This is a genomic window from Leclercia sp. EC_58, assembly GCF_019584355.1.
Classification (GTDB): domain Bacteria; phylum Pseudomonadota; class Gammaproteobacteria; order Enterobacterales; family Enterobacteriaceae; genus Enterobacter.
In genome coordinates, this window is record NZ_VDAM01000001.1 from 3308282 (window position 1) to 3328111 (window position 19830).

A 19830-nucleotide genomic window follows, 5' to 3' on the forward strand; every position below is an offset into this window, starting at 1 on the left:
TATGAAGGGATATAGCCGGTTAGAACAGATAATGGACTACCTGAAAGGGCACAATCTGGTGACAGTGGATCAGCTGGTGGCGGCAACGGATGCCTCGCCTGCGACCATCCGCCGGGATCTGATTAAGCTCGATCAGGAGGGGGTCATCAGCCGCACCCACGGTGGCGTGACCCTGAACCGGTTTATCCCTTCCCAGCCCACCACCAGTGAAAAGATGCAGCGCAGCCTGGCGGAGAAACACGCCATCGCCTGCGCCGCCGCCAGTTTTGTTAAAGCCGGTGACGCGGTGGTGCTCGATGCGGGCACCACCATGATTGAACTCGCGCGCCAGCTCACCCATCTGCCGCTGCGGGTTATTACCAGCGATCTGCATATCGCCCTGTTTCTGTCAGAGTTTAAGCAGATTGAGGTGACGATCATTGGCGGGCGCATCGACGATTCCAGCCAGTCCTGCATTGGCGAGCACGGTCGCCGCCTGCTGCAGAACGTCTGGCCGGATATCGCCTTTGTCAGCTGTAACGGCTGGGATCTGGAGCGCGGCATTACCTCGCCGACGGAAGAGAAAGCGGCCCTGAAGCGCGATCTGATTGCCAACGCCCGACGCCGCGTATTGCTCGCCGACAGCACGAAATATGGCGCCTGGTCGCTGTTTAACGTGGCGCACCTCAACTCCCTGACCGATATCGTCACCGATAAACGTCTGGATGAGAATGTGCAGCAGACCTTAAGCCAGCTGGATGCCACCCTGACCTTAGCGCCGTAACCCCTCAGGGCAGGCGGGCGATATTGGCCTTAATCACCTCTACCGAATGGCGGAACTTCTGCTGCTCCTCTTCCGCCAGTTTTAATTCAATGATCTGCTGGACCCCGCTCTGGGCCAGCACCGCCGGCACGCCAATCGCTACCCCGTCAACGCCATACTCACCCTCCAGAATGCAGGAGATCGCCAGCGCCCGGTGGCTGCCGGTGAAGATATTGCGGCAGATTTCAGCGATGGTGGCGGCGATGCCGTACTCCGTGCAGCCCTTGCGGGCGTAGATCTCAAAGCCCTGTTTGCGCACGCGTTCGGCCAGCTCGTCAAAATCCAGCGTCTGGCCGGTATGGCGTTGATACACCTCGGCAATGGGTGAGCCATATACCGACGAATGGGACCAGACCGGGAACTGCGTATCGCCATGCTCGCCCAGGATAAAGGCGTCGATGCTCTGGGCGCCGATATCGAGCGCCTGCGCCAGGGTCCGCCGCAGACGGGTGGTATCCAGCCAGACGCCCGTGCCGATCACCTGATTACGCGGCAGGCCGGAGAGCTGCCACACCTGCCAGGTGATGATGTCGCACGGGTTGGTGGCAATCAGAAAGATGCCGTTAAAGCCGCCCGCCATCATCTGCGGAACAATATTCTTCACAATGCTGGCCGTGGCGTTCAGCTCATCCAGCCGCGTCTGGCCCGGTTCGAGGGCGCCGCCGGAGACGGTGATCACCGCGATATCCACATCGGCACAGTCGCTCGCCTCGCGGGTGGAGATGCTCATCATGCCTGGCATATAGGCGGCAGCATCCGCCAGGTCCCAGGCGTGGCCTTCACTGCGCGGCTGGTTGATATCCACCAGCAGTAGCTCTTCGCAGATATTCTGGTTCAGCAGGGCGTAGGCAGCGGAGGTGCCGACGTTTCCGGCCCCGATAATCATCACTTTACGGGCTTTGGTGTTCATTGTTTTCCTGAGATGTTAACCGTGACTGTGCCCAAACTTACGCCGCAGTCGCGGGAGGCGCAATGGTCAGGCGCAGCTATAAGTTAAAAATATGCCGTTGCGTTTGTCGGCCAGCGTTATGGTGGAGAAAAACGACAAAAGGAGCCTGCCATGTATTCCATCACCTCTGAATCGCCCGCCCATCCGGATATCACCACCCTGATTGCCGCCCTGGACCGTTACCAGAGCGCGCTCTATCCGGCAGAGAGCAATCATCTGCTGGATCTGACCGGGTTGCCCGATCACGCCCTGATAATGATGGTGATCCGCGATCGCCAGCTTAACGCCGTCGGCTGCGGGGCCATCGTGCTGAACGGCGACGGAAGCGGCGAGATGAAGCGGGTCTATATCGATCCGACCCATCGCGGACAGCAGTTGGGTGAAAAGCTGCTGGCGGCGCTGGAAGATGAAGCGCAAAGCCGGAGCTGCCACACCCTGCGGCTGGAGACGGGAATCAAGCAGCTTCCGGCCATCCGGCTCTATGAACGCTGTGGCTACCAGCGGTGCGAGGCGTTTCCTCCCTATGCCCCCGATCCCCTGAGCCTGTTTATGGAGAAGATGCTGGTGGCTGACCTTCGTTTAGCAGTGCTATAAACGCCTCCAGTTGCCGGGTCATCGCGCCCCGGCGCCATACCAGCCAGGTGGTGAGCCAGCGCCAGTTTTCCGCCAGCGGCCAGGCGGCCACCTGGTGATGTCCGGGCATACTTTCCAGCATTGAACGGGGCATCAGCGCAATGCCCGCCCCGGCAATGACGCAGGCCAGCATCCCGTGATAGGACTCCATTTCGTGGATGCGCCCTGGCGTGGCGCGATCCGCATGAAACCAGCTCTCGAAATGGCGGCGGTAGGAGCAGTTGGCGCGAAAGGCGTAGATATCGTGCCCGCTGATGTCGGCGGCCCGCGCAACCTTTGGATGACCGGCAGGCACCACCAGCATCATCTCCTCCCGGTAGACCGGCATGCCCTCCAGTTCCGGGTGGTTTAATGGCCCGTCCACAAAGGCCGCGCTCAGCGTCCCTTCCAGTACCCCGTCAATCATCGTCCCCGAAGGGCCCGTCGCCAGCGCAAACTGAATGCGCGGGTAGCGCTGGTTAAACTGCGCCAGCGAGGCCGGGATACGTACCGCCGCGGTGCTCTCCAGCGACCCGAGGGTAAACAGCCCCTGGGGTTCATCACCGGCCACCACCATCCGCGCCTCATCCACCAGGGCGAGGATCTGTCGGCTATAGCGTAAAAAATTATGCCCAGCGGGTGAGAGGCGCAGCCGCTGGTTCTCGCGGATGAACAGCGCCACGCCAAGATCGGCCTCCAGCTGTTTAATGCGGGTGGTCAGGTTTGAGGGCACGCGATGCACTTTCTGCGCGGCCTGGGTAATGCTGCCGGTCTGGGCGACGGCGTTAAACATCTCCAGCTGGGTCAGATCCATATCGTTCTCGTTTCGTGAATAAGGTGGTTATTATTATTCATTTTTAAGAAATAGCAGATCGCGCCACACTGTAGCAACTGTTAATACACGGAGCCGATCATGACGACACCTTCTGCTACCCATGCCCTGTCCATTAACCCGGCAAACGGCGAAACCCTGGCCGTCTGGCCGTGGGCGACCGCTACCGAGGTTGAACAAGCCCTTGCACAGACCGATACCGCTTTTCGCCAGTGGCGCAGCGTGCCGGTGGCGGCGCGTGCGCAAAAGCTACGCGATCTGGGCGCCGCGCTGCGCAACCGTGGCGAAGAGATGGCGCAGATGATCATGCGCGAAATGGGTAAACCCATCGCCCAGGCGCGCGGGGAGGTGGCGAAATCCGCCGGGCTCTGCGACTGGTATGCTGAACATGGCCCAGCGATGCTTAATACCGAGGCAACCCAGGTGGCGGACGCGGTGATTGAGTATCGCCCGCTGGGGCCGGTGCTGGCGGTGATGCCGTGGAACTTCCCGCTCTGGCAGGTGCTGCGCGGTGCGGTGCCGATTATCCTGGCGGGCAACAGCTATCTGCTGAAACATGCCCCGAACGTGCTGGGCGCCGCGAACCTGATTGAAGCAATCTTTACCGACGCCGGATTCCCGCAGGGGGTGTTTGGTCAGCTGAACGCCACTAACGACGGGGTGAGCCAGATGATTGCCGATCCGCGCATTGCGGCGGTCACCGTCACCGGCAGCCTGCGTGCCGGGGCCGCCATTGGCGCCCAAGCCGGGGCCGCGCTGAAAAAATGCGTCCTTGAATTGGGCGGTTCCGATCCCTTTATTGTCCTGAACGATGCCGACCTGGATCTGGCGGTGAAAGCAGCGGTGACCGGTCGCTATCAGAACACCGGGCAGGTCTGTGCGGCAGCCAAGCGCTTTATCGTCGAGGCGGGTGTTGCCGATGCGTTCAGCCGTCGCTTTGTCGAGGCCACCGCGGCGCTGAAGATGGGCGCGCCTGATAACGAAGAGAACTACCTCGGCCCGATGGCGCGTTTCGATCTGCGCGACGAGCTGCATCAGCAGGTTCAGGCTACGCTGGCCGAAGGGGCGACCCTGTTGCTGGGAGGCGAGAAGATTGCCGGGGCAGGGAACTACTATGCGCCGACCGTGCTGGGGAATGTGACTCCAACGATGACCGCGTTTCGTCAGGAGTTGTTTGGTCCGGTAGCGGCGATTAGCGTAGCAACCGATGCCGAACACGCGCTTGCCCTGGCTAACGACAGCGATTTTGGGCTTTCGGCGACGGTCTTTACCGCCAATGCAGAGCTGGCCGACCGCTTTGCCCGCCAGCTTGAATGCGGCGGGGTGTTTATCAACGGCTACAGCGCCAGCGACGCCCGCGTGGCGTTCGGTGGGGTGAAGAAGAGCGGCTTTGGCCGGGAGTTATCACACTTTGGCCTGCATGAGTTCTGTAATGTGCAGACGGTGTGGAAAGACCGGGTTTGATTTTGAGCCCATTGTTCCGCCGGGTGGCGCTGCGCTTACCCGGCCTACAGAACCCGTAGGCCCGCGCAAGCAAAGCGCCGCCGGGCGTTACCAGGTTTGACGTTGTACCTGTATTCTTGCCGGGCGGCGCTGCGCTTACCCGGCCTACAGAACCTGTAGGCCCGCGCAAGCAAAGCGCCGCCGGGCGTCTGTCATCATTCTGAAATAGTTCTGTCATTTTCACTGCGTAGACTCGCCCACGTCTAAGTCATTGTTAATGAAGAAATCATGAACTTAATGCAAATTTTTCGCCGCATTACTCCCCGGCAGTTTGGTTTGCTGGCGGGGATCTTCTGTATCATCGGCCTCTTTTCCGCGTTGCAAATCTCTTCATCGGTTTTACTTTCCGTCTCCCTGCGCGATGCCCAGCGCAACGAACAGCGTAACCAGATGGCCTGGCTGCAACAGGCAAAGGTCGATCAGGCCCGCATCTCGTTGCTGGCGGCAAGCGATCTGCTTAACCGCGCGGGGGTTTATTTTATGCAGGATAAAGAGACCGGATCCGACGGCAGCTGGCACAGCCTGATGGACGAGGCGCAACAGGCGCTACGTGATTCTCAGCAGGCCTTGCAGGCGTGGCAGGCAATGAACCCGCCGCAGGATGAAGCACTGCTCAACAGTTACCAGTTGTTTTTCGACGCTATCCGTGAGCAGGCCGACGGGCTGGTCAACGGTCAGTCGATCGATGCCTTCTTTGCTGTACCCGCTCAGGCATTTCAGGCCGATTTTAATGACAACTATGCCCGCTATCAGCAGGCGAGCGCCCAGCGCGCCACGGAGGGGCGACAGCGGCTGACCGCCAGCCTGTCCGACCTGCAATCGCTGTTCCTGCTGGCCCCGGTTGTTCTGCTGGGGATTGCAATTGCGGTGTGGTTTGCCATGTCCCGCTGGGTGATCGTCCCGCTGCGTCGCCTTATCGCCCATATTAATTTGCTGGCGGCGGGGGATCTCTCTTCGCCGCTACCCACCGTGACCCGGTTTAACCGCGAGATTGCGCAACTGGGCGGTAGCGTGGAGACGCTGCAACAGGGCCTGCAACAGCTGGTGACCCAGGTCAGCGAGGCGACCACCTCGATGGTGACCAATATTGGCTCGCTGGCGCAGGGCAATCAGGATCTCTATCAGCAGTCTGCGCGTCAGGCGCAGGAGTTGAAAGAGGTGACCGCGCATATTGCCGCGCTGGAAACCCACGTCGAGGGAAACAGCGGCTACGCAAAACTGGCAAGCTCACGGGCGGACGAGGCGCGGGAGATGGCGGCAGGGGGAGACCGGATGATGGAGACGGTCAATGCCTCGATGGCGGCCATCGTGGAGCGCTCTTCGGAGATGCGCGGCATTGTGGCAATCATCGATAATGTGGCGTTCCAGACCAACATTCTGGCGCTGAACGCGGCCATTGAAGCGGCCCACGCTGGCAACCAGGGGCGTGGATTCGCCGTGGTGGCGCGGGAGGTGGGGCTGCTGGCGCGTAAAAGCAGCCACTCGACCCAGACCATCCAGCAATTGATCAACCACTCGTTACAGGGCATCGAGGATGGCTCAAAAGCCGTCACCCGGCTGGAGGATAACCTCCAGCAGGTGATTGGCCTGGTGGGTAATCTTTGCAGTCTGCTGAATGAGATCTCCGTTGCCACCCTCAGCCAGGGCGAGAGTATTCACCGTATGACCAGCCAGCTTCAGGCGCTGAACCAGGTGGCTCGCCAGACCGATGCGCTGGTCAATACCGCCTCCGAAGCCTCCCAACGGCTGCACGATGAATCGGGCCTGCTGTTGCAGGCCGTCTCGCGGTTCCGACTGCCTGCCTGACGCCATCCATAAGCCTCTGTTATACTCGCAGGCCGTTTTTGGCCTGTGAGCAAGGAGCAACCGATGGCTGCGAACATCAATAATCAGATGCTGGACGCCATTCTGGCGCAAGTACGCCCCCTGTTGGGCAAGGGTAAAGTTGCCGATTACATCCCGGCGCTGGCCTCGGTCAATGGCAACAAACTCGGCATTGCCATCACTACGGTGGACGGGCAGCACTTTCAGGCCGGTGATGCCACCGAGCGTTTTTCCATTCAGTCGATTTCGAAAGTCCTGAGCCTGGTGGCGGCGATGCGTCAGTATGACGAGGATGAGATCTGGCAGCGGGTAGGGAAAGATCCCTCTGGTCAGCCGTTCAATTCGCTGTTGCAGCTGGAGATCGAACAGGGCAAACCGCGTAATCCGTTTATTAACGCCGGAGCGCTGGTGGTGTGCGACATGCTGCAAAGCCGCCTGAGCGCACCGCGTCAGAGGATGCTGGAGATCGTGCGTCAGCTCTCCGGAGTAAGCGATATCGGCTACGATTCCGCCGTTGCCCGTTCGGAGTTTGAACACTCGGCGCGCAATGCGGCGATCGCCTGGCTGATGAAATCGTTCGGCAATTTCCATAACGACGTGCCTACAGTGCTACAAAACTACTTCCACTACTGCGCCCTGAAGATGAGCTGTGTCGAACTGGCAAAAACGTTTCTTTTTCTGGCTGCTCAGGGTTATGCCCCGCATCTCTCAGAGCCCGTTGTTACGCCGATGCAGGCCCGGCAGGTCAATGCGTTGATGGCGACAAGCGGGATGTATCAGAACGCCGGTGAGTTCGCCTGGCGGGTGGGGCTGCCTGCCAAATCGGGGGTAGGTGGCGGGGTAGTGGCGATCGTGCCTCATGAGATGGCGATTGCGGTCTGGAGCCCTGAACTGGACGACGCGGGGAACTCCCTGGCGGGCGTCACAGCGCTGGAACACCTGACTCAGCAGCTGGGGCGTTCAGTCTATTAAGCACTGCCTGTGCCGTCACGCTGACGGCGCAATTGATAAGCACTGCTAACTGGAAGATGATAGTTATCCCCTTAATGTGATATACATTAATCCCAAACTTTTAACATTCATCCGCGTGGATGTGTATTCAATGTTAAAAGCAAACCTATGGATTGATATTGCATGTCTTCTGCTCACGCCAGAACATTCACACTTTTTCAGCCGCACAGTCCGTTCCGAAACGCGGCGGGAATAGTGGTATTGACCACGCTGTTCTATTTTATCGGCGCGCAGCTTCGTCTGATGGAGTCGCTGTCGATGTTCTGGCCGCTCAATGGCGTGATGGCAGGGGTGTTTGCCCGCTACGCTTACCTGAACCGGCCTCGCTATTACGTGATGTCCTATATCGCCATGCTGGTATACGACGCCATCACCACCGACTGGGGCATCTCCTCGCTGGGCATTAACCTCTCGAATATGGTGTTTATTGTCACCGTAGCCCTGTTGGTCCAGCGCGACAAGCAACTGAAAAACCGCACCCCGGATCCGGTGAATGCCCTGCGGCTGTTTAACTATTGTCTGCTGGCTGCGCTGCTCAGCGCCCTGCTCGGAGCGGCGGTGGCGGGCGGGGTGGACAGTCGCGCCTTCTGGCCGCTGGTCGCCGACTGGTTTAGCGAACAGTTTTCTACCGGGGTATTGATTGTCCCCTGTATGCTGACCATGACCTGGCCCACGTTCAACCGGGCCATACGTGCCAGTCATTTGATGCCGGTGGTGTTACTGGTTATCTCGGTGATGGCCTCGGTCGCAATCGGTGGGGCCGGTGCGCTGGCGTTTCCGCTACCGGCGCTGATCTGGTGCGCGGTACGCTATTCGCTGCCGGCAACCTGTCTGTTGACCTTTGTCACCGGGACGGTGGAGATCACCTTGATTGGCAACTCCATCATCACCATCGTGGCAACCACGCCGCTCACCACCCCGATGATGTTCTCTGCCCGCTTGGGGATCGCCACCCTGGCAATCTGCCCGGTTATGGTCTCGGTCAGCATGGCGGCGATCAATTCTCTGATCCGCCAGGTTTCCCTGCGTGCCGATTACGACTATCTGACTCAGGTTTACTCCCGCTCCGGGCTGTATGAGGCGCTCAAAAATGTTGAAGGGAAGCGCAAAAGCCCGCGGCTGACCGTCATGCTGCTGGATATCGACTATTTCAAAAGCATCAACGACAACTATGGTCACGAGTGTGGCGATACCGTTCTGGCCGCTTTTGCGCGCAAAGTGCAGGAGACGGTAGGTAACGCAGGGCTGGTGGCGCGAATGGGCGGCGAAGAGTTTGCCGTGGTGGTTAACTCCGCTTCAGCCGGACAGGCATATGCTCTGGCGGAACGTATTCGTACCACGGTTGAACAACATCCCTTTAACTGGCGGGGGCAGACGCTGTTTTTAACCGTCAGTATTGGTCTGGGCAGCGGAAGGTCGGAGCCGTCACAGCTCACAGAAGTGTTTAATCGTCTGATGACTGAAGCGGATGATTATCTGTATCGTTCGAAAAAAGCAGGTCGAAATCGTACCAGCGCCCGAATGACAGAGATAAAAACTACCGAACAGGCGGTAGCGCCTTCGGAACAGCTGTAATCGTTTGCCAGGGCGCGGTGACGCCCTTTACCATATATTCACGAAACTGATAAATGCCTTGATACAAAAATTCAACGTCAATAATATAAAAGGGTGATTATATCGGAAAAATCGTGTGATGAACGGAACTGACAGACTCAGTAAATCCCCTCGCGTGCCTGGCAGTCGATTTATCAAACGCATGTATCTGATGCGAATGCTTGGAACCTTCCTCTGCTTTATTCCTATTCTCTCTGTCCTGCTGGAACAGCAACGTTCCGTCTGGCTTATGGGATTGCTGGCCATCAACGCCTTTGTCTGGCCAACTTTGGCCTGGTGGCGCGCCCGGCGTTCTTCGACGCCGCTCCTTACCGAACATCAGAACCTGGTTTTAGACGCCGGGGCAGGCGGCTTCTGGATCGCCATGATGGCGGTCAATCCGCTGCCTTCCGTCGCCATTGCCACTATCTTACTTGCCGACCGGCTGGCGGCGGGTGGCTTCCCGTTGATGAAAAAGGCCGGGGCGGTGATGGTGGCGGTCTTTATGGGGAGCTGGCTGTCGCAGGGAATGGCGCTGGTGCCGTGGGTGTCGCAGCGCACCCTCTATGCCACGCTGCCGTTGATTGCTATCTATACCGTGGCGCTGAGCGTGCTCACCAACAGTATCGCCATGCGGCTGCGCTTCAAATCGCGCGAGCTGGAGCGCATTGCGATGATGGACCCGCTGCTGGACATTGCCAACCGGCGTCTGCTGGAGGAGCGTATCGATCATGAGCTGCATAAACTGCAGCAAACCTGCCACGATTCGGCGCTAATGTTTATCGATATCGATAACTTTAAAGAGGTCAACGATCGCTACGGGCACAAGGTAGGGGATATGCTTTTAGTGACAGTGTCACAAATCTTGCATATCGCCAGCCGTCAGAGCGACACCCCGGCGCGACTGGGTGGGGACGAGTTTGTGATCCTGCTGCCCGATACCACCCTCGACGAAGCGCGAGTGGTCGCTACCCGCATTATGGATGCGGCAGCGGTTATCGGTGACGTCGCGGAAGAAGCAGTCCATTGCACAATGAGTATTGGCATTGCCTGCGCCACCCGGGAGATGGGAAATGTTACAGACTGGTTACAGGCTGCCGACGCCGCACTGTATCAGGCTAAACGCGATGGTAAAAACCGCATTTTTGCCCACTGACCCGCCTCAGGATGCGCTAAGCTTTTAAAAAGCCTGACGTACGGAGCCCGTATGAAATCACCCTCACTACCCAGCAATGAAGCAATGCGTCTCAGTGCCTTGCGTGAATCCGGGCTGCTTGAACCAGAAGATCACCCGACTTACGCGCGCATCACCCGGCTGGCAAGACGCGTGTTTGGCGTGCCGGTGGCGATGATCAACCTGGTTGACGAGCACGTTGTGGTCGTTAAATCCACCGATGGCGGCGACCCGACCAACCTGCCGCGAAATCTCTCGTTTTGCGGCCATACCGTCCTTAGCGATGCACCGCTGGTGATCCCCGATACCCTGGACGATACCCGCTTTGCTGATAACCCTCTGGTCACCGACGACGATCCTATCCGCTTTTACGCGGGTTATCCGCTGCGCCTGCCCGGTGGGGCCGCGGTGGGATCGCTCTGTATTATCGATCACTATCCACGGCCTTTTTCGCCTTCTGACATTGAGGCGCTGGCCGATCTGGCGGCACTGGTGGAAGCGGAGTTTGCCGCCGCCAGCGCCAGTATCACTGACCCGCTGACCGGGCTCTACAACCGCCGGGGCTTTCATCATCTGGCGACCTATGCCATTCGCGCTGCCCGCCGTCGGGCTGAGCCTTTAACCCTGGCCTGGTTGGATCTCGATCGTTTTAAGCAGATAAACGCCCGCTATGGCCGCACAGATGGCGACAACGCCCTGAAGGCGATGGCCGGTCTGCTAAGCTCCACTTTTCGTGAAGCCGACGTGCTGTCGCGCTACGGCGGAGATGAGTTTGCCATCCTGTTTGCCAACAGCGACGAAAAGGGGGCATGGATCGCCATGCAGTTTCTTACCGAACAGGCGGCGAACTGGAACGAGCATGCCGAATATCCGTGGGCGCTCTCCTTTTCCTGGGGCGTGCGCGAGTTCGATCACGACCGCGACGATCTCAAGAGCTGGCTGGCCACTGCCGACCAGATGATGTACTCCATGAAACAGCAGCGAGGTACCGGATGTTGAGAAGGGAGAAGTAAACCCCGCAGGCGTTCTGGTCTACAAATTCATATAGATCCTGTCACAATTCACACCGGAATTGATCAAAACAGGGGTTCGTGGTCGTAAAGTTTGATAAGTTATCGTACCAATCTTATCAGGCTGTATGACTAATCATTACAAGGACCCCATTGTGAACACACTAAACCGTCGTGATTTCCCCGGTGCTCTCTATCCTGAACGTATCATCCAGTTTGGTGAGGGCAACTTCCTGCGCGCGTTTATTGACTGGCAGATCGATCTGCTTAACGAGCATACCGACCTGAATGCCGGTATTGCGATTGTGCGCCCCATCAAAAGCGATTTTCCGCCTTCGCTGAGCACTCAGGACGGCCTGTATACCACCATCATTCGCGGCCTGAACGAGCAGGGCGAAGCGGTCAGCGACGCGCGTCTTATCCGCTCGGTGAACCGTGAGATCAGCGTTTACGATCAGTACGATGAATTCCTGAAGCTGGCGCATAACCCGGAGATGCGCTTTGTCTTCTCTAACACCACGGAAGCGGGGATCAGCTATCACGCCGGGGATAAGTTTGAGGATGCGCCTGCGGTCAGCTATCCGGCAAAACTGACCCGCCTGCTGTTCGAGCGTTTCAGCCATTTCAACGGGGCCGCCGATAAAGGTTGGGTGATCGTGCCGTGCGAATTAATTGACTACAACGGTGATGCCCTGCGTGAGCTGGTGCTGCGCTATGCCCAGGAGTGGGCGCTGCCTGCGGCCTTTATCCAGTGGCTCAACGATGCCAACACCTTCTGTTCTACCCTGGTGGACCGTATCGTCACCGGCTATCCGCGCGATGAAGTGGCAGAGCTTGAAGCCTCTCTGGGCTATCACGATGCCTTCCTCGATACCGCTGAACATTTCTATCTGTTTGTGATCCAGGGGCCTAAATCGCTGGAGCAGGAGCTGCGTCTCGATAAGCTGGCGCTGAACGTGCTGATTGTTGATGACATCAAGCCATACAAAGAGCGCAAAGTGGCGATCCTCAACGGCGCACATACCGCGCTGGTGCCGGTGGCGTTCCAGGCGGGGCTGGATACCGTGGGTGAAGCGATGAACGACACCGAAATCTGCGCCTTTGTCGAAAAAGCGATTCATGAAGAGATTATTCCGGTGCTGGATCTGCCGCGGGATGAGCTGGCCTCGTTTGCCAGCGCGGTAACGGGCCGTTTCCGCAATCCGTATATCAAGCATCAACTGCTGTCGATAGCCCTGAACGGCATGACCAAGTACCGCACCCGCATTCTGCCGCAGCTTCTGGCGGGGCAGCAGGCCAGTGGTAAACTCCCGGCGCGCCTGACCTTTGCGCTGGCGGCCCTGATCGCCTTCTACCGTGCGGAACGTAACGGCGAAAGCTATCCGGCGCAGGATGACGCGCACTGGTTAACCCGTTTCCAGCAGCTGTGGACGCAGCATCATGACCAGCAGATCAGCACGCGTGAGCTGGTGACAGCGGTGCTGAGCGTCAGCGAGCACTGGGAGCAGGACCTGACCCAGGTGAGCGGGCTGGTAGAACAGGTTGCGCAGGATCTGGATGCCATTCTGCATCAGGGCATGCGCGCCGCCGTCAAACCACTCTGCTAAGCCATTGAGTCTCCCTCTCTCCTGACGGGAGAGGGGGAATACCCGCATCGGTTACGTTGACAGGTTACTTGTTTTAGTTACAACATACTTTAATCCCTTCTTCTTTTCCCGAAATGAAACACCGTGCGGTCTAATCAGGCTTAGCAAAACGACAGCATTTTTTAACATACTTGCAACCGTGATAACGATCACGTTTAATAGTCACCGCTCTTTTTTCCCGATGAAGCTGACTATGATCGTTCGACCCCAACAGCACTGGTTGCGTCTTATTTTTGTCTGGCACGGTTCCGTGCTGACCAAAATCTTTTCCCGCCTGTTCCTCAATTTTTTGCTCTCCATCGTGGTGATCCTGATGTTGCCCTGGTATACCTCGCTGGGCATCCGGCTGACGGTCGCGCCGTTCAGCATTCTTGGGGTCGCCATCGCAATCTTCCTCGGTTTTCGAAACAACGCCTGTTACGCCCGCTATGTTGAGGCGCGACAGCTGTGGGGACAGTTGATGATTGCCTCGCGCTCCCTGTTCCGGGAAGTGAAAAACACGCTGCCGGAGGATCCGGCGTTAGGGGAGTTTGTCCGCCTGCAGATCGCCTTTGCTCACTGTCTGCGCATGACCCTGCGCAAACAGCCCCAGGCTGGCCAGCTCTCAAAATACCTGTCAGCAGAGAACCTGCGAGCGGCGATGGACTCCAGCTCCCCGGCGAACCGCATCCTGCTGATTATGGGGGAGTGGCTGGCAGTAAGACGCCGCAATGGTGAACTGTCGGATATCCTGTTTCACAGCCTGAATATTCGCCTGAATGACATGTCTACCGTGCTGGCGGGCTGCGAGCGGATCGCCAATACCCCGGTGCCGTTTGCCTACACGCTGATCCTGCACCGTACGGTCTACCTGTTCTGTATCATGCTGCCGTTCGCGCTGGTCAGCGACCTGCATTACATGACGCCGTTCGTCTCGGTATTGATTTCCTATACCTTTATCTCGCTCGATACCCTGGCGGAAGAGCTGGAAGAGCCGTTCGGCGTCGAGAATAACGACCTGCCGCTGGATGCCATCTGCAATGCGATGGAGATTGATTTGCTGCAGATGAACGACGAGCAGGAGATCCCGGCGCGCAAACTGCCGGACAAGTATTACCAGCTGACGTAATTTCCCGGGTCATCAGGCCGACTTTTGTATCGCAGTGTATCTGCGCGCGAGCGCGATACACCGCCTTGCAAAACGGCCAAATCTGCACACATTCGCCATACATCAGGGTGATGAGATAAGCGGGTCGAATACCTGACCCGGAGAAATCACCATGATGAACAAACTGGCTTACTCAACCCTGGCTTTAACCCTCTCATTCGCCACCGTATCCGCCTGTCAGGCCGAGGCGGCAGGCAGCGATTATCACGCGGCCTTTAAGCAGATCCACCAGATTGACGCAGGCGATCTGAATATTGGCTATGTCGATATCGGGCCGAAAAACGGCGAACCGGTGATCCTGCTGCACGGCTGGCCGTATGATATTCAGAGCTATGCCCAGGTGGCTCCCGCGCTGGCGGCAAAAGGCTACAGAGTGATTGTGCCGTACAACCGCGGTTTTGGCACCACGCGTTTCCTGTCGTCTACCACCCCACGTAATGGCCAACCGGCGGCTATGGCGAAAGATGTGATTAACCTGATGGACGCCCTGAAAATCAAACGCGCGGTCTTTGCCGGTTACGACTGGGGCGCGAGAACGGCGGATATTGTGGCGGCGCTGTGGCCTGAGCGCGTGAAATCGCTGGTTTCGGTGAGCGGGTATCTGATTGGTAATCAGCAGGCGGGGGCGAAACCGTTGCCGCCGAAGGCCGAATTGCAGTGGTGGTATCAGTTCTACTTCGCCACCGAGCGCGGTAAGAAGGGGTATGCGGCCAACACCCACGACTTTGCGAAACTGATCTGGACTCTGGCATCCCCCGGCTGGAAATTCAGCGATGCGACCTTTAACGTCAGCGCCAAAGCGCTCGATAACCCGGACCACGTGGCGGTGACCATCAGCAACTATCGCTGGCGTCTGGGGCTGGAGCGGGGTGAAAGCCGTTACGACAGCTATGAGCAGAAGCTGGCGGCCGCACCGACCATCAGCGTGCCCACCATCACCATCGAAGGTGATAACAATGGCGCACCGCATCCGGAGCCTGCGGCGTATGCGGCAAAATTCACCGGCAAGTATCAGCATCGCACCTTTACCGGCAATATCGGCCACAATCCGGCCCAGGAAGATCCGCAGGATTTCGTCAAAGCGGTGGTGGATGCGGACAAGTTATAAGCCAGCTATGCTATTTTTTTGCCCATCGCTGAAAAACAGGAGCTTAGGGTGGAGACAACCGATCACATTCTTGTCGTGGATGATGACAGAGATATACGCGAGCTGATCGTCGATTACCTGGTGAAGTCCGGCTATCGCGCCACGGGTGCGGCCAACGGCAAGGAGATGCGCGCCGTGCTCGACAGGCAGGCCGTGGATATGGTGGTGCTGGATATCATGATGCCGGGGGACGATGGCCTCACGCTCTGTCGCCAGCTGCGCAGTGGTCAACATAAGGATCTGCCGATTTTGATGCTGACCGCGCGCCATGACGATATGGATCGCATTCTGGGCCTCGAGATGGGAGCAGACGACTATGTGGTTAAACCCTTTGTGGCGCGTGAGCTGCTGGCGCGGATCAAAGCGATACTGCGCCGGTTTCGCACGCTGCCGCCCAATCTGCAGGTGACGGAAGCCGGGCGGATCATCGCCTTTGGCGACTGGCAGCTCGACACCAGCGCCCGTCATCTGCTGGACGCTACCGGCACCATCGTGGCGTTGAGCGGGGCGGAGTACCGCCTGCTGCGGGTATTTGTCGATCATCCTCAGCGCGTATTAACCCGCGATCAGCTGCTTAACTTCACCCAGGGGCGGGATGCAGAGCTGTTTGAACGTTCAATCGATCTCCTGGTCAGCCGGGTGCGCCAGCGCTTAAATGAGGATGCGCGCACACCACTGTATATAAAAACAGTACGTAGTGAAGGCTATGTCTTTTCGATGCCCGTTAGCATTGTTGAGGCCAAAGAATGAGGCTCTGGCCGCGCTCGCTCCATTACCGCCTGCTGCTGATTGTCCTGCTGGGGTTGCTGCTCGCCAATGGTCTGAGCCTGACGCTGGTGCTGGCCGAGCGCATGAGCAGCGCCCGGCACGTGATGCTCGGCAATCTGGAAGATGATGTTTCCACCAGCGTGGCGATTCTGGATCGACTGCCGGCAAATGAGCGGGCGCAGTGGCTCCCGCGTCTTGAGAGGGGCAACTATCGGTATCTGTTGGGGCCCGGTGAGCCGGGGGCGCCTCCGGCGGATGCCCGTTCACGGGATGCAGTCCGGACCCTGACGGAGACGCTCGCGACCCACTATCCGCTGCGCTTCACGGCGGTGCCGGGGCCGGTTTCGCACATTCAGGCCCACCTGACGCTAAGCGACGGCTCGCCGCTGACGCTGGATCTCACCCCCCGCATGCCCCCGATTGCCCGCTGGCTGCCGGTGGTCTTTGTGATCCAGCTTTTATTAGTGGTGATCTGCGCCTGGCTGGCGGTGCGCCAGGTGGTGCGGCCCTTTACCCACTTTACCCGGGCGGTGGACACGCTCGAACCCACCAGCCCCAATCCGCTGACGCTCACCGAGCAGGGGCCGCTGGAGGTACGTCAGGCGGCGCGCGCCTTTAATGCCATGCAGGCGCGGATCCAGGCGTCGCTGAAGGAGAGGGCGCAGATTCTGGCTGCTATTTCCCACGATCTCCAGACGCCCATTACCCGAATGCGGCTGCGCGTGGAGATGGCCGACCAGCCTGATCTGCGCGACAAACTCACCCAGGACCTGGACAGCATGACGCGCCTGGTGCGCGAGGGGATAGACTACGCGCGCTCGTCCGGCGTGGCGCCTGAACCGGTTCGTAATGTCGATCTCTATACCTTTATTGATACGCTGGTCTGTGACTACAGCGATACCGGCAAAAACGTGCAGTTCTCGGCGGCGAGAACGCACGTGCCTTTTGCAACCCGTCCGCAGGCGCTGCACCGGATCCTCACCAATCTGCTGGATAATGCCCTGAAGTTTGGCGATAAGGCAGAGGTGACGCTGACGACAGATGGCAACATGGTGCAGATTGCCGTGGAGGATAACGGGCCGGGTATTCCGGAGCATGAGCTGGCGGCGGTGTTGCAGCCGTTTTACCGGGTGGAGTCTTCCCGTAACCGGGAAACCGGGGGGACGGGGCTGGGGCTGGCGATAGCGTTACAGCTTACGGGGCAGTTGAATGGGGAGTTGCAGTTGGTGAACCGGGTTGAAGGGGGGTTATCGGCTCGGATCATGTTGCCGGTGGGGTGAGGCAGGGCATGTGGCTTCAGAGGGGGTTCCGTTCACTATAAGTTTGTTGCTTCTCTGTAAACCACGTCACCGGTGAACGTGTTAAGGGGGCTATCGCCGCCCCCTTAACAATCCCGGCTCCCGGCAAGAAAATCGCCGCTTCGCGGTGCCCTCAGCTTATTCCCTCCGGCTATCGGGTCGGGGGCGATCCTACATCCCTGTAGGTCGCCCCCTCTCGGCGCATCCCTGCGCCTCGCCCCGGCCTGCGGTCAACGCTTCGGCGATTTTCAGCCGGACCAGGGAGTCGCTGTAATTTTTCTCTTTATATCAAACTTCTTCAGCGCTGATTTTTTGATTTTGTAGGCCGGGTAAGGCAACGCCGCCACCCGGCAATACCGCACGGTGCCCATAATTCCTCGCCATTTGTACCGCCATGTATCCACCTGCCGCCCAGGTACACTCCCTGACAAAAACCCCCATTCCCCCACACACCGCAAACACATCCCCACGCTGTAATGGCCTCACTATCAACTGGTAAGTGAGGTGTTTATGTTTCTCGTGATCGCATTTTTAGGCGGCATGGTCAGTCTGCTCAGCCCCTGTACGCTTCCCGTTATTCCTCTGCTGTTCGCCGGATTTCGCGGCCAGCGGCGTCAGCTTGTCGCTATGCTGTGCGGTATGGTGATGATGTTTACCCTGGTCGCCAGCCTGATCGCCGTCGCCAGTGACTGGGTGGTCAGCGCCACCATCGTGGGACGCTGGGTGGCGCTGGTACTGCTGAGTCTCGCCGCCCTGGCGTTGATCTTCCCATCTTTTGCACAGCGCATCGCCGGGCCAGCGTTACGCCTCGGCAATGTGATCAATTCCCGGAGCAACACGACCCGCGGCTTAGCCTCGGCGGTGCTCGCCGGGCTGGCGGTCGGGCTGCTGTGGTCGCCCTGCGCCGGACCGGTGTTAGGGGCTATTCTCAGCCTGAGTCTCGCGGGACATAGCCCCATTGCCACCGGCAGCCTGCTGGCAGCGTATGGCAGCGGTTGTGCAGTGATGCTCGCGCTGCTTGGCTTCAGTGGTCAGGCGCTTATCGCCCGCCTGAAAGCCAAATCGGGCCTGATGGAGGGGCTGCGAAAAACCGCGGGGGTGATGATGCTGATGTCCGTCGCGTTTACGGCGTTTGGTCTGAACAGCCTCTTTCAGGGGGCAAACGGGCTGGCCGACCGGCTGGAGAAAACGCTGCTGCAACTGGCGCCAGGAAGCCAGACTCCGCCGACGCTTCAGCCGGTGGCACAGCCGGTCACCACCAGCGCGATGCCCTCTCTGGAAGGGGGTACCGGATGGCTCAATGGCGAGCCGGTTAGCCCGGCGTCGTTAAAAGGCAAAGTGGTGTTGATCGACTTCTGGACCTGGGACTGCATTAACTGTCAGCACTCGCTGCCGTACGTTCGCGACTGGGCCAACAAATATTCGTCACAGGGTCTGGTGGTGATCGGCGTCCATACCCCGGAGTATCCGTGGGAGAAACCGCGGGCCTCGGTGCAAAAAGCCATTAACAAATGGCAGCTGCCGTACCGGGTGGTGACTGACAATAACTATAAAATCTGGACCGCCTTTGGCAATCGCTACTGGCCTGCGCACTACTTCTTCGATGCCAAAGGGCAACTGCGTTACGCCTCTTTCGGCGAAGGGAATACTGACAAGCAGGAGCAGGTGATCCAGCAGCTGCTGAAAGAGGCAAAAGCGTAGCTACGGTGTGCGTCGGGCGATGATAAACAGCCGCGGAAAGGCCAGCAGTATCTGCCCATTTTCCTGGAGCGGATACTGCTCCTCCAGCAGCTGATGATAGCGATGTAGATAGCGCTGCTGCTCACTCTCATTGAGATCCTGAAGCCACGGACGCAGGCCAGTGGCGCTTACCCAGTCGACGATCGCCTGGTGGGAGGCCATCTGGTGATAATAGGTCGTACGCCAGATATCCACCTCGCAGCCCGCTTCGGTCAGGATATCGTAATAGGCATGGACGCCGGGGAGCGCTGCCCGGCCGCGATCCGGATAATCCTGTTCTAACGCCACCTCACGCATCAGCACGTGGGTGGGCTCCAGGTCGTTATCCGGCATCTGGATAGCCAGTACGCCGTGCAGTTTCAGCATTGAGACCAGATGCGGCAGCAATTCATAGTGATTCTCTACCCACTGCAAGGAAGCATTGGCGTAAACCACGTTCAGGGTGCGTTCGGGGCGGTAGTGGCGAATATCCGCCTCAATAAACCGACACCCTGGCAGGGTGGCTCTGGCTTCTGCGAGCATGGCGGGCGAGGTATCGACGCCGGTTATCTGCGCCGTGGGCCAGCGCTGCTGCAACAGCGCCGTGCTGTTGCCCGGTCCGCAGCCGAGATCGACCACATCGGTAACGTTATCCAGCGCAATCCGGGACAGCAACTCTAAGGCGGGGCGGGTGCGTTCCGCGCCATATTGCAGATACAGGCCAGGGTTCCAGTCGGTCATGCGGGCATCTCCAGTTTGCTCTTTTCTGAAGTGTAGATGATGAGGTTTCAGACA

At 58.7% G+C, this 19830-nt stretch carries 17 protein-coding genes; 14 read left to right on the forward strand and 3 right to left on the reverse strand.

Going from position 1 to position 19830, the window contains the following annotated elements:
• Nucleotide 1: 1 nt before the first annotated feature.
• Complete coding sequence (locus tag FHC51_RS16280; RefSeq protein WP_103824434.1) at nucleotides 2-763, forward strand: DeoR/GlpR family DNA-binding transcription regulator; 762 nt, start codon at nucleotides 2-4, stop codon at nucleotides 761-763.
• A gap of 4 nt (nucleotides 764-767) precedes the next feature.
• Here FHC51_RS16280 and FHC51_RS16285 read toward each other — a convergent pair whose 3' ends face one another.
• Nucleotides 768-1712 carry an L-lactate dehydrogenase gene (locus FHC51_RS16285; protein ID WP_220436053.1) on the reverse strand — a complete coding sequence of 315 codons (945 nt, stop codon included), beginning with the start codon at nucleotides 1710-1712 and terminating at the stop codon, nucleotides 768-770.
• A gap of 150 nt (nucleotides 1713-1862) precedes the next feature.
• Between FHC51_RS16285 and FHC51_RS16290 the strand changes: the two genes are divergently transcribed.
• Nucleotides 1863-2345, forward strand: coding sequence for a GNAT family N-acetyltransferase (locus tag FHC51_RS16290; RefSeq protein ID WP_220436054.1), 483 nt, complete (start codon nucleotides 1863-1865; stop codon nucleotides 2343-2345).
• On the opposite strand, the gene FHC51_RS16295 is transcribed toward FHC51_RS16290, so the two are convergent.
• On the reverse strand, nucleotides 2299-3177 hold the full coding sequence (locus FHC51_RS16295) for a LysR family transcriptional regulator (RefSeq protein ID WP_114315000.1): 879 nt from the start codon (nucleotides 3175-3177) through the stop codon (nucleotides 2299-2301). The two genes, FHC51_RS16290 and FHC51_RS16295, sit on opposite strands and share 47 nt — an antisense overlap.
• Nucleotides 3178-3276: 99 nt before the next feature.
• On the opposite strand from FHC51_RS16295, the gene sad reads away from it, so the two are divergent.
• The 12 genes from sad to FHC51_RS16355 all read left to right on the forward strand — a co-directional run bounded on the left by sad (nucleotide 3277) and on the right by FHC51_RS16355 (nucleotide 19017).
• Nucleotides 3277-4659 carry a succinate-semialdehyde dehydrogenase gene (gene sad, locus FHC51_RS16300; RefSeq protein ID WP_220436055.1) on the forward strand — a complete coding sequence of 461 codons (1383 nt, stop codon included), beginning with the start codon at nucleotides 3277-3279 and terminating at the stop codon, nucleotides 4657-4659.
• Nucleotides 4660-4926: 267 nt separating this feature from the next.
• On the forward strand, nucleotides 4927-6504 hold the full coding sequence (locus FHC51_RS16305) for a methyl-accepting chemotaxis protein (RefSeq protein WP_220436056.1): 1578 nt from the start codon (nucleotides 4927-4929) through the stop codon (nucleotides 6502-6504).
• Between the two features lie 63 nt (nucleotides 6505-6567).
• Complete coding sequence (glsB, locus tag FHC51_RS16310) at nucleotides 6568-7494, forward strand: glutaminase B (protein ID WP_114387098.1); 927 nt, start codon at nucleotides 6568-6570, stop codon at nucleotides 7492-7494.
• 162 nt (nucleotides 7495-7656) lie between these two features.
• Nucleotides 7657-9108 (forward strand): GGDEF domain-containing protein, encoded by a 1452-nt coding sequence (locus FHC51_RS16315; protein WP_103824427.1) that lies wholly within the window; start codon nucleotides 7657-7659, stop codon nucleotides 9106-9108.
• 181 nt (nucleotides 9109-9289) lie between these two features.
• Nucleotides 9290-10282 carry a sensor domain-containing diguanylate cyclase gene (locus tag FHC51_RS16320; protein WP_255585070.1) on the forward strand — a complete coding sequence of 331 codons (993 nt, stop codon included), beginning with the start codon at nucleotides 9290-9292 and terminating at the stop codon, nucleotides 10280-10282.
• A 51-nt stretch (nucleotides 10283-10333) separates the two neighbouring features.
• Nucleotides 10334-11299, forward strand: coding sequence for a sensor domain-containing diguanylate cyclase (locus FHC51_RS16325; protein ID WP_220436057.1), 966 nt, complete (start codon nucleotides 10334-10336; stop codon nucleotides 11297-11299).
• A 166-nt stretch (nucleotides 11300-11465) separates the two neighbouring features.
• Entirely contained in the window at nucleotides 11466-12917 is a 1452-nt protein-coding gene (locus FHC51_RS16330) for a tagaturonate reductase (protein WP_220436058.1), read from the forward strand.
• A 232-nt stretch (nucleotides 12918-13149) separates the two neighbouring features.
• On the forward strand, nucleotides 13150-14064 hold the full coding sequence (locus tag FHC51_RS16335) for a bestrophin family protein (RefSeq protein ID WP_103824423.1): 915 nt from the start codon (nucleotides 13150-13152) through the stop codon (nucleotides 14062-14064).
• 151 nt (nucleotides 14065-14215) lie between these two features.
• The gene (locus tag FHC51_RS16340) at nucleotides 14216-15211 is read left to right on the forward strand and encodes an alpha/beta fold hydrolase (protein WP_220436059.1); all 996 of its coding nucleotides are present in this window, start codon (nucleotides 14216-14218) and stop codon (nucleotides 15209-15211) included.
• Nucleotides 15212-15259: 48 nt separating this feature from the next.
• Nucleotides 15260-16000, forward strand: a complete 741-nt coding sequence (locus FHC51_RS16345) for a response regulator (RefSeq protein ID WP_220436060.1) — start codon at nucleotides 15260-15262, stop codon at nucleotides 15998-16000.
• Nucleotides 15997-17298: an ATP-binding protein gene (locus FHC51_RS16350; RefSeq protein WP_220436061.1), complete on the forward strand. Its 1302-nt coding sequence runs from the start codon at nucleotides 15997-15999 to the stop codon at nucleotides 17296-17298. Before FHC51_RS16345 ends, FHC51_RS16350 begins: the two co-directional genes overlap by 4 nt.
• A gap of 528 nt (nucleotides 17299-17826) precedes the next feature.
• Entirely contained in the window at nucleotides 17827-19017 is a 1191-nt protein-coding gene (locus FHC51_RS16355; RefSeq protein ID WP_220436062.1) for a cytochrome c biogenesis protein/redoxin, read from the forward strand.
• On the opposite strand, the gene tam is transcribed toward FHC51_RS16355, so the two are convergent.
• Complete coding sequence (gene tam, locus FHC51_RS16360; protein WP_220436063.1) at nucleotides 19018-19776, reverse strand: trans-aconitate 2-methyltransferase; 759 nt, start codon at nucleotides 19774-19776, stop codon at nucleotides 19018-19020. It abuts the gene before it with no gap.
• Nucleotides 19777-19830 lie beyond the last annotated feature (54 nt).

Coding starts and splice junctions, on each gene's coding strand:
- tam (WP_220436063.1), bottom strand. CDS start 19,776: ATGACCGACTGGAACCCTGGCCTGTATCTGCAATATGGCGCGGAACGC.
- FHC51_RS16315 (WP_103824427.1), top strand. CDS start 7,657: ATGTCTTCTGCTCACGCCAGAACATTCACACTTTTTCAGCCGCACAGT.
- FHC51_RS16335 (WP_103824423.1), top strand. CDS start 13,150: ATGATCGTTCGACCCCAACAGCACTGGTTGCGTCTTATTTTTGTCTGG.
- FHC51_RS16355 (WP_220436062.1), top strand. CDS start 17,827: ATGTTTCTCGTGATCGCATTTTTAGGCGGCATGGTCAGTCTGCTCAGC.
- FHC51_RS16350 (WP_220436061.1), top strand. CDS start 15,997: ATGAGGCTCTGGCCGCGCTCGCTCCATTACCGCCTGCTGCTGATTGTC.
- glsB (WP_114387098.1), top strand. CDS start 6,568: ATGGCTGCGAACATCAATAATCAGATGCTGGACGCCATTCTGGCGCAA.
- FHC51_RS16320 (WP_255585070.1), top strand. CDS start 9,290: ATGTATCTGATGCGAATGCTTGGAACCTTCCTCTGCTTTATTCCTATT.
- FHC51_RS16290 (WP_220436054.1), top strand. CDS start 1,863: ATGTATTCCATCACCTCTGAATCGCCCGCCCATCCGGATATCACCACC.
- FHC51_RS16325 (WP_220436057.1), top strand. CDS start 10,334: ATGAAATCACCCTCACTACCCAGCAATGAAGCAATGCGTCTCAGTGCC.
- FHC51_RS16280 (WP_103824434.1), top strand. CDS start 2: ATGAAGGGATATAGCCGGTTAGAACAGATAATGGACTACCTGAAAGGG.
- sad (WP_220436055.1), top strand. CDS start 3,277: ATGACGACACCTTCTGCTACCCATGCCCTGTCCATTAACCCGGCAAAC.
- FHC51_RS16285 (WP_220436053.1), bottom strand. CDS start 1,712: ATGAACACCAAAGCCCGTAAAGTGATGATTATCGGGGCCGGAAACGTC.
- FHC51_RS16305 (WP_220436056.1), top strand. CDS start 4,927: ATGAACTTAATGCAAATTTTTCGCCGCATTACTCCCCGGCAGTTTGGT.
- FHC51_RS16295 (WP_114315000.1), bottom strand. CDS start 3,177: ATGGATCTGACCCAGCTGGAGATGTTTAACGCCGTCGCCCAGACCGGC.
- FHC51_RS16340 (WP_220436059.1), top strand. CDS start 14,216: ATGATGAACAAACTGGCTTACTCAACCCTGGCTTTAACCCTCTCATTC.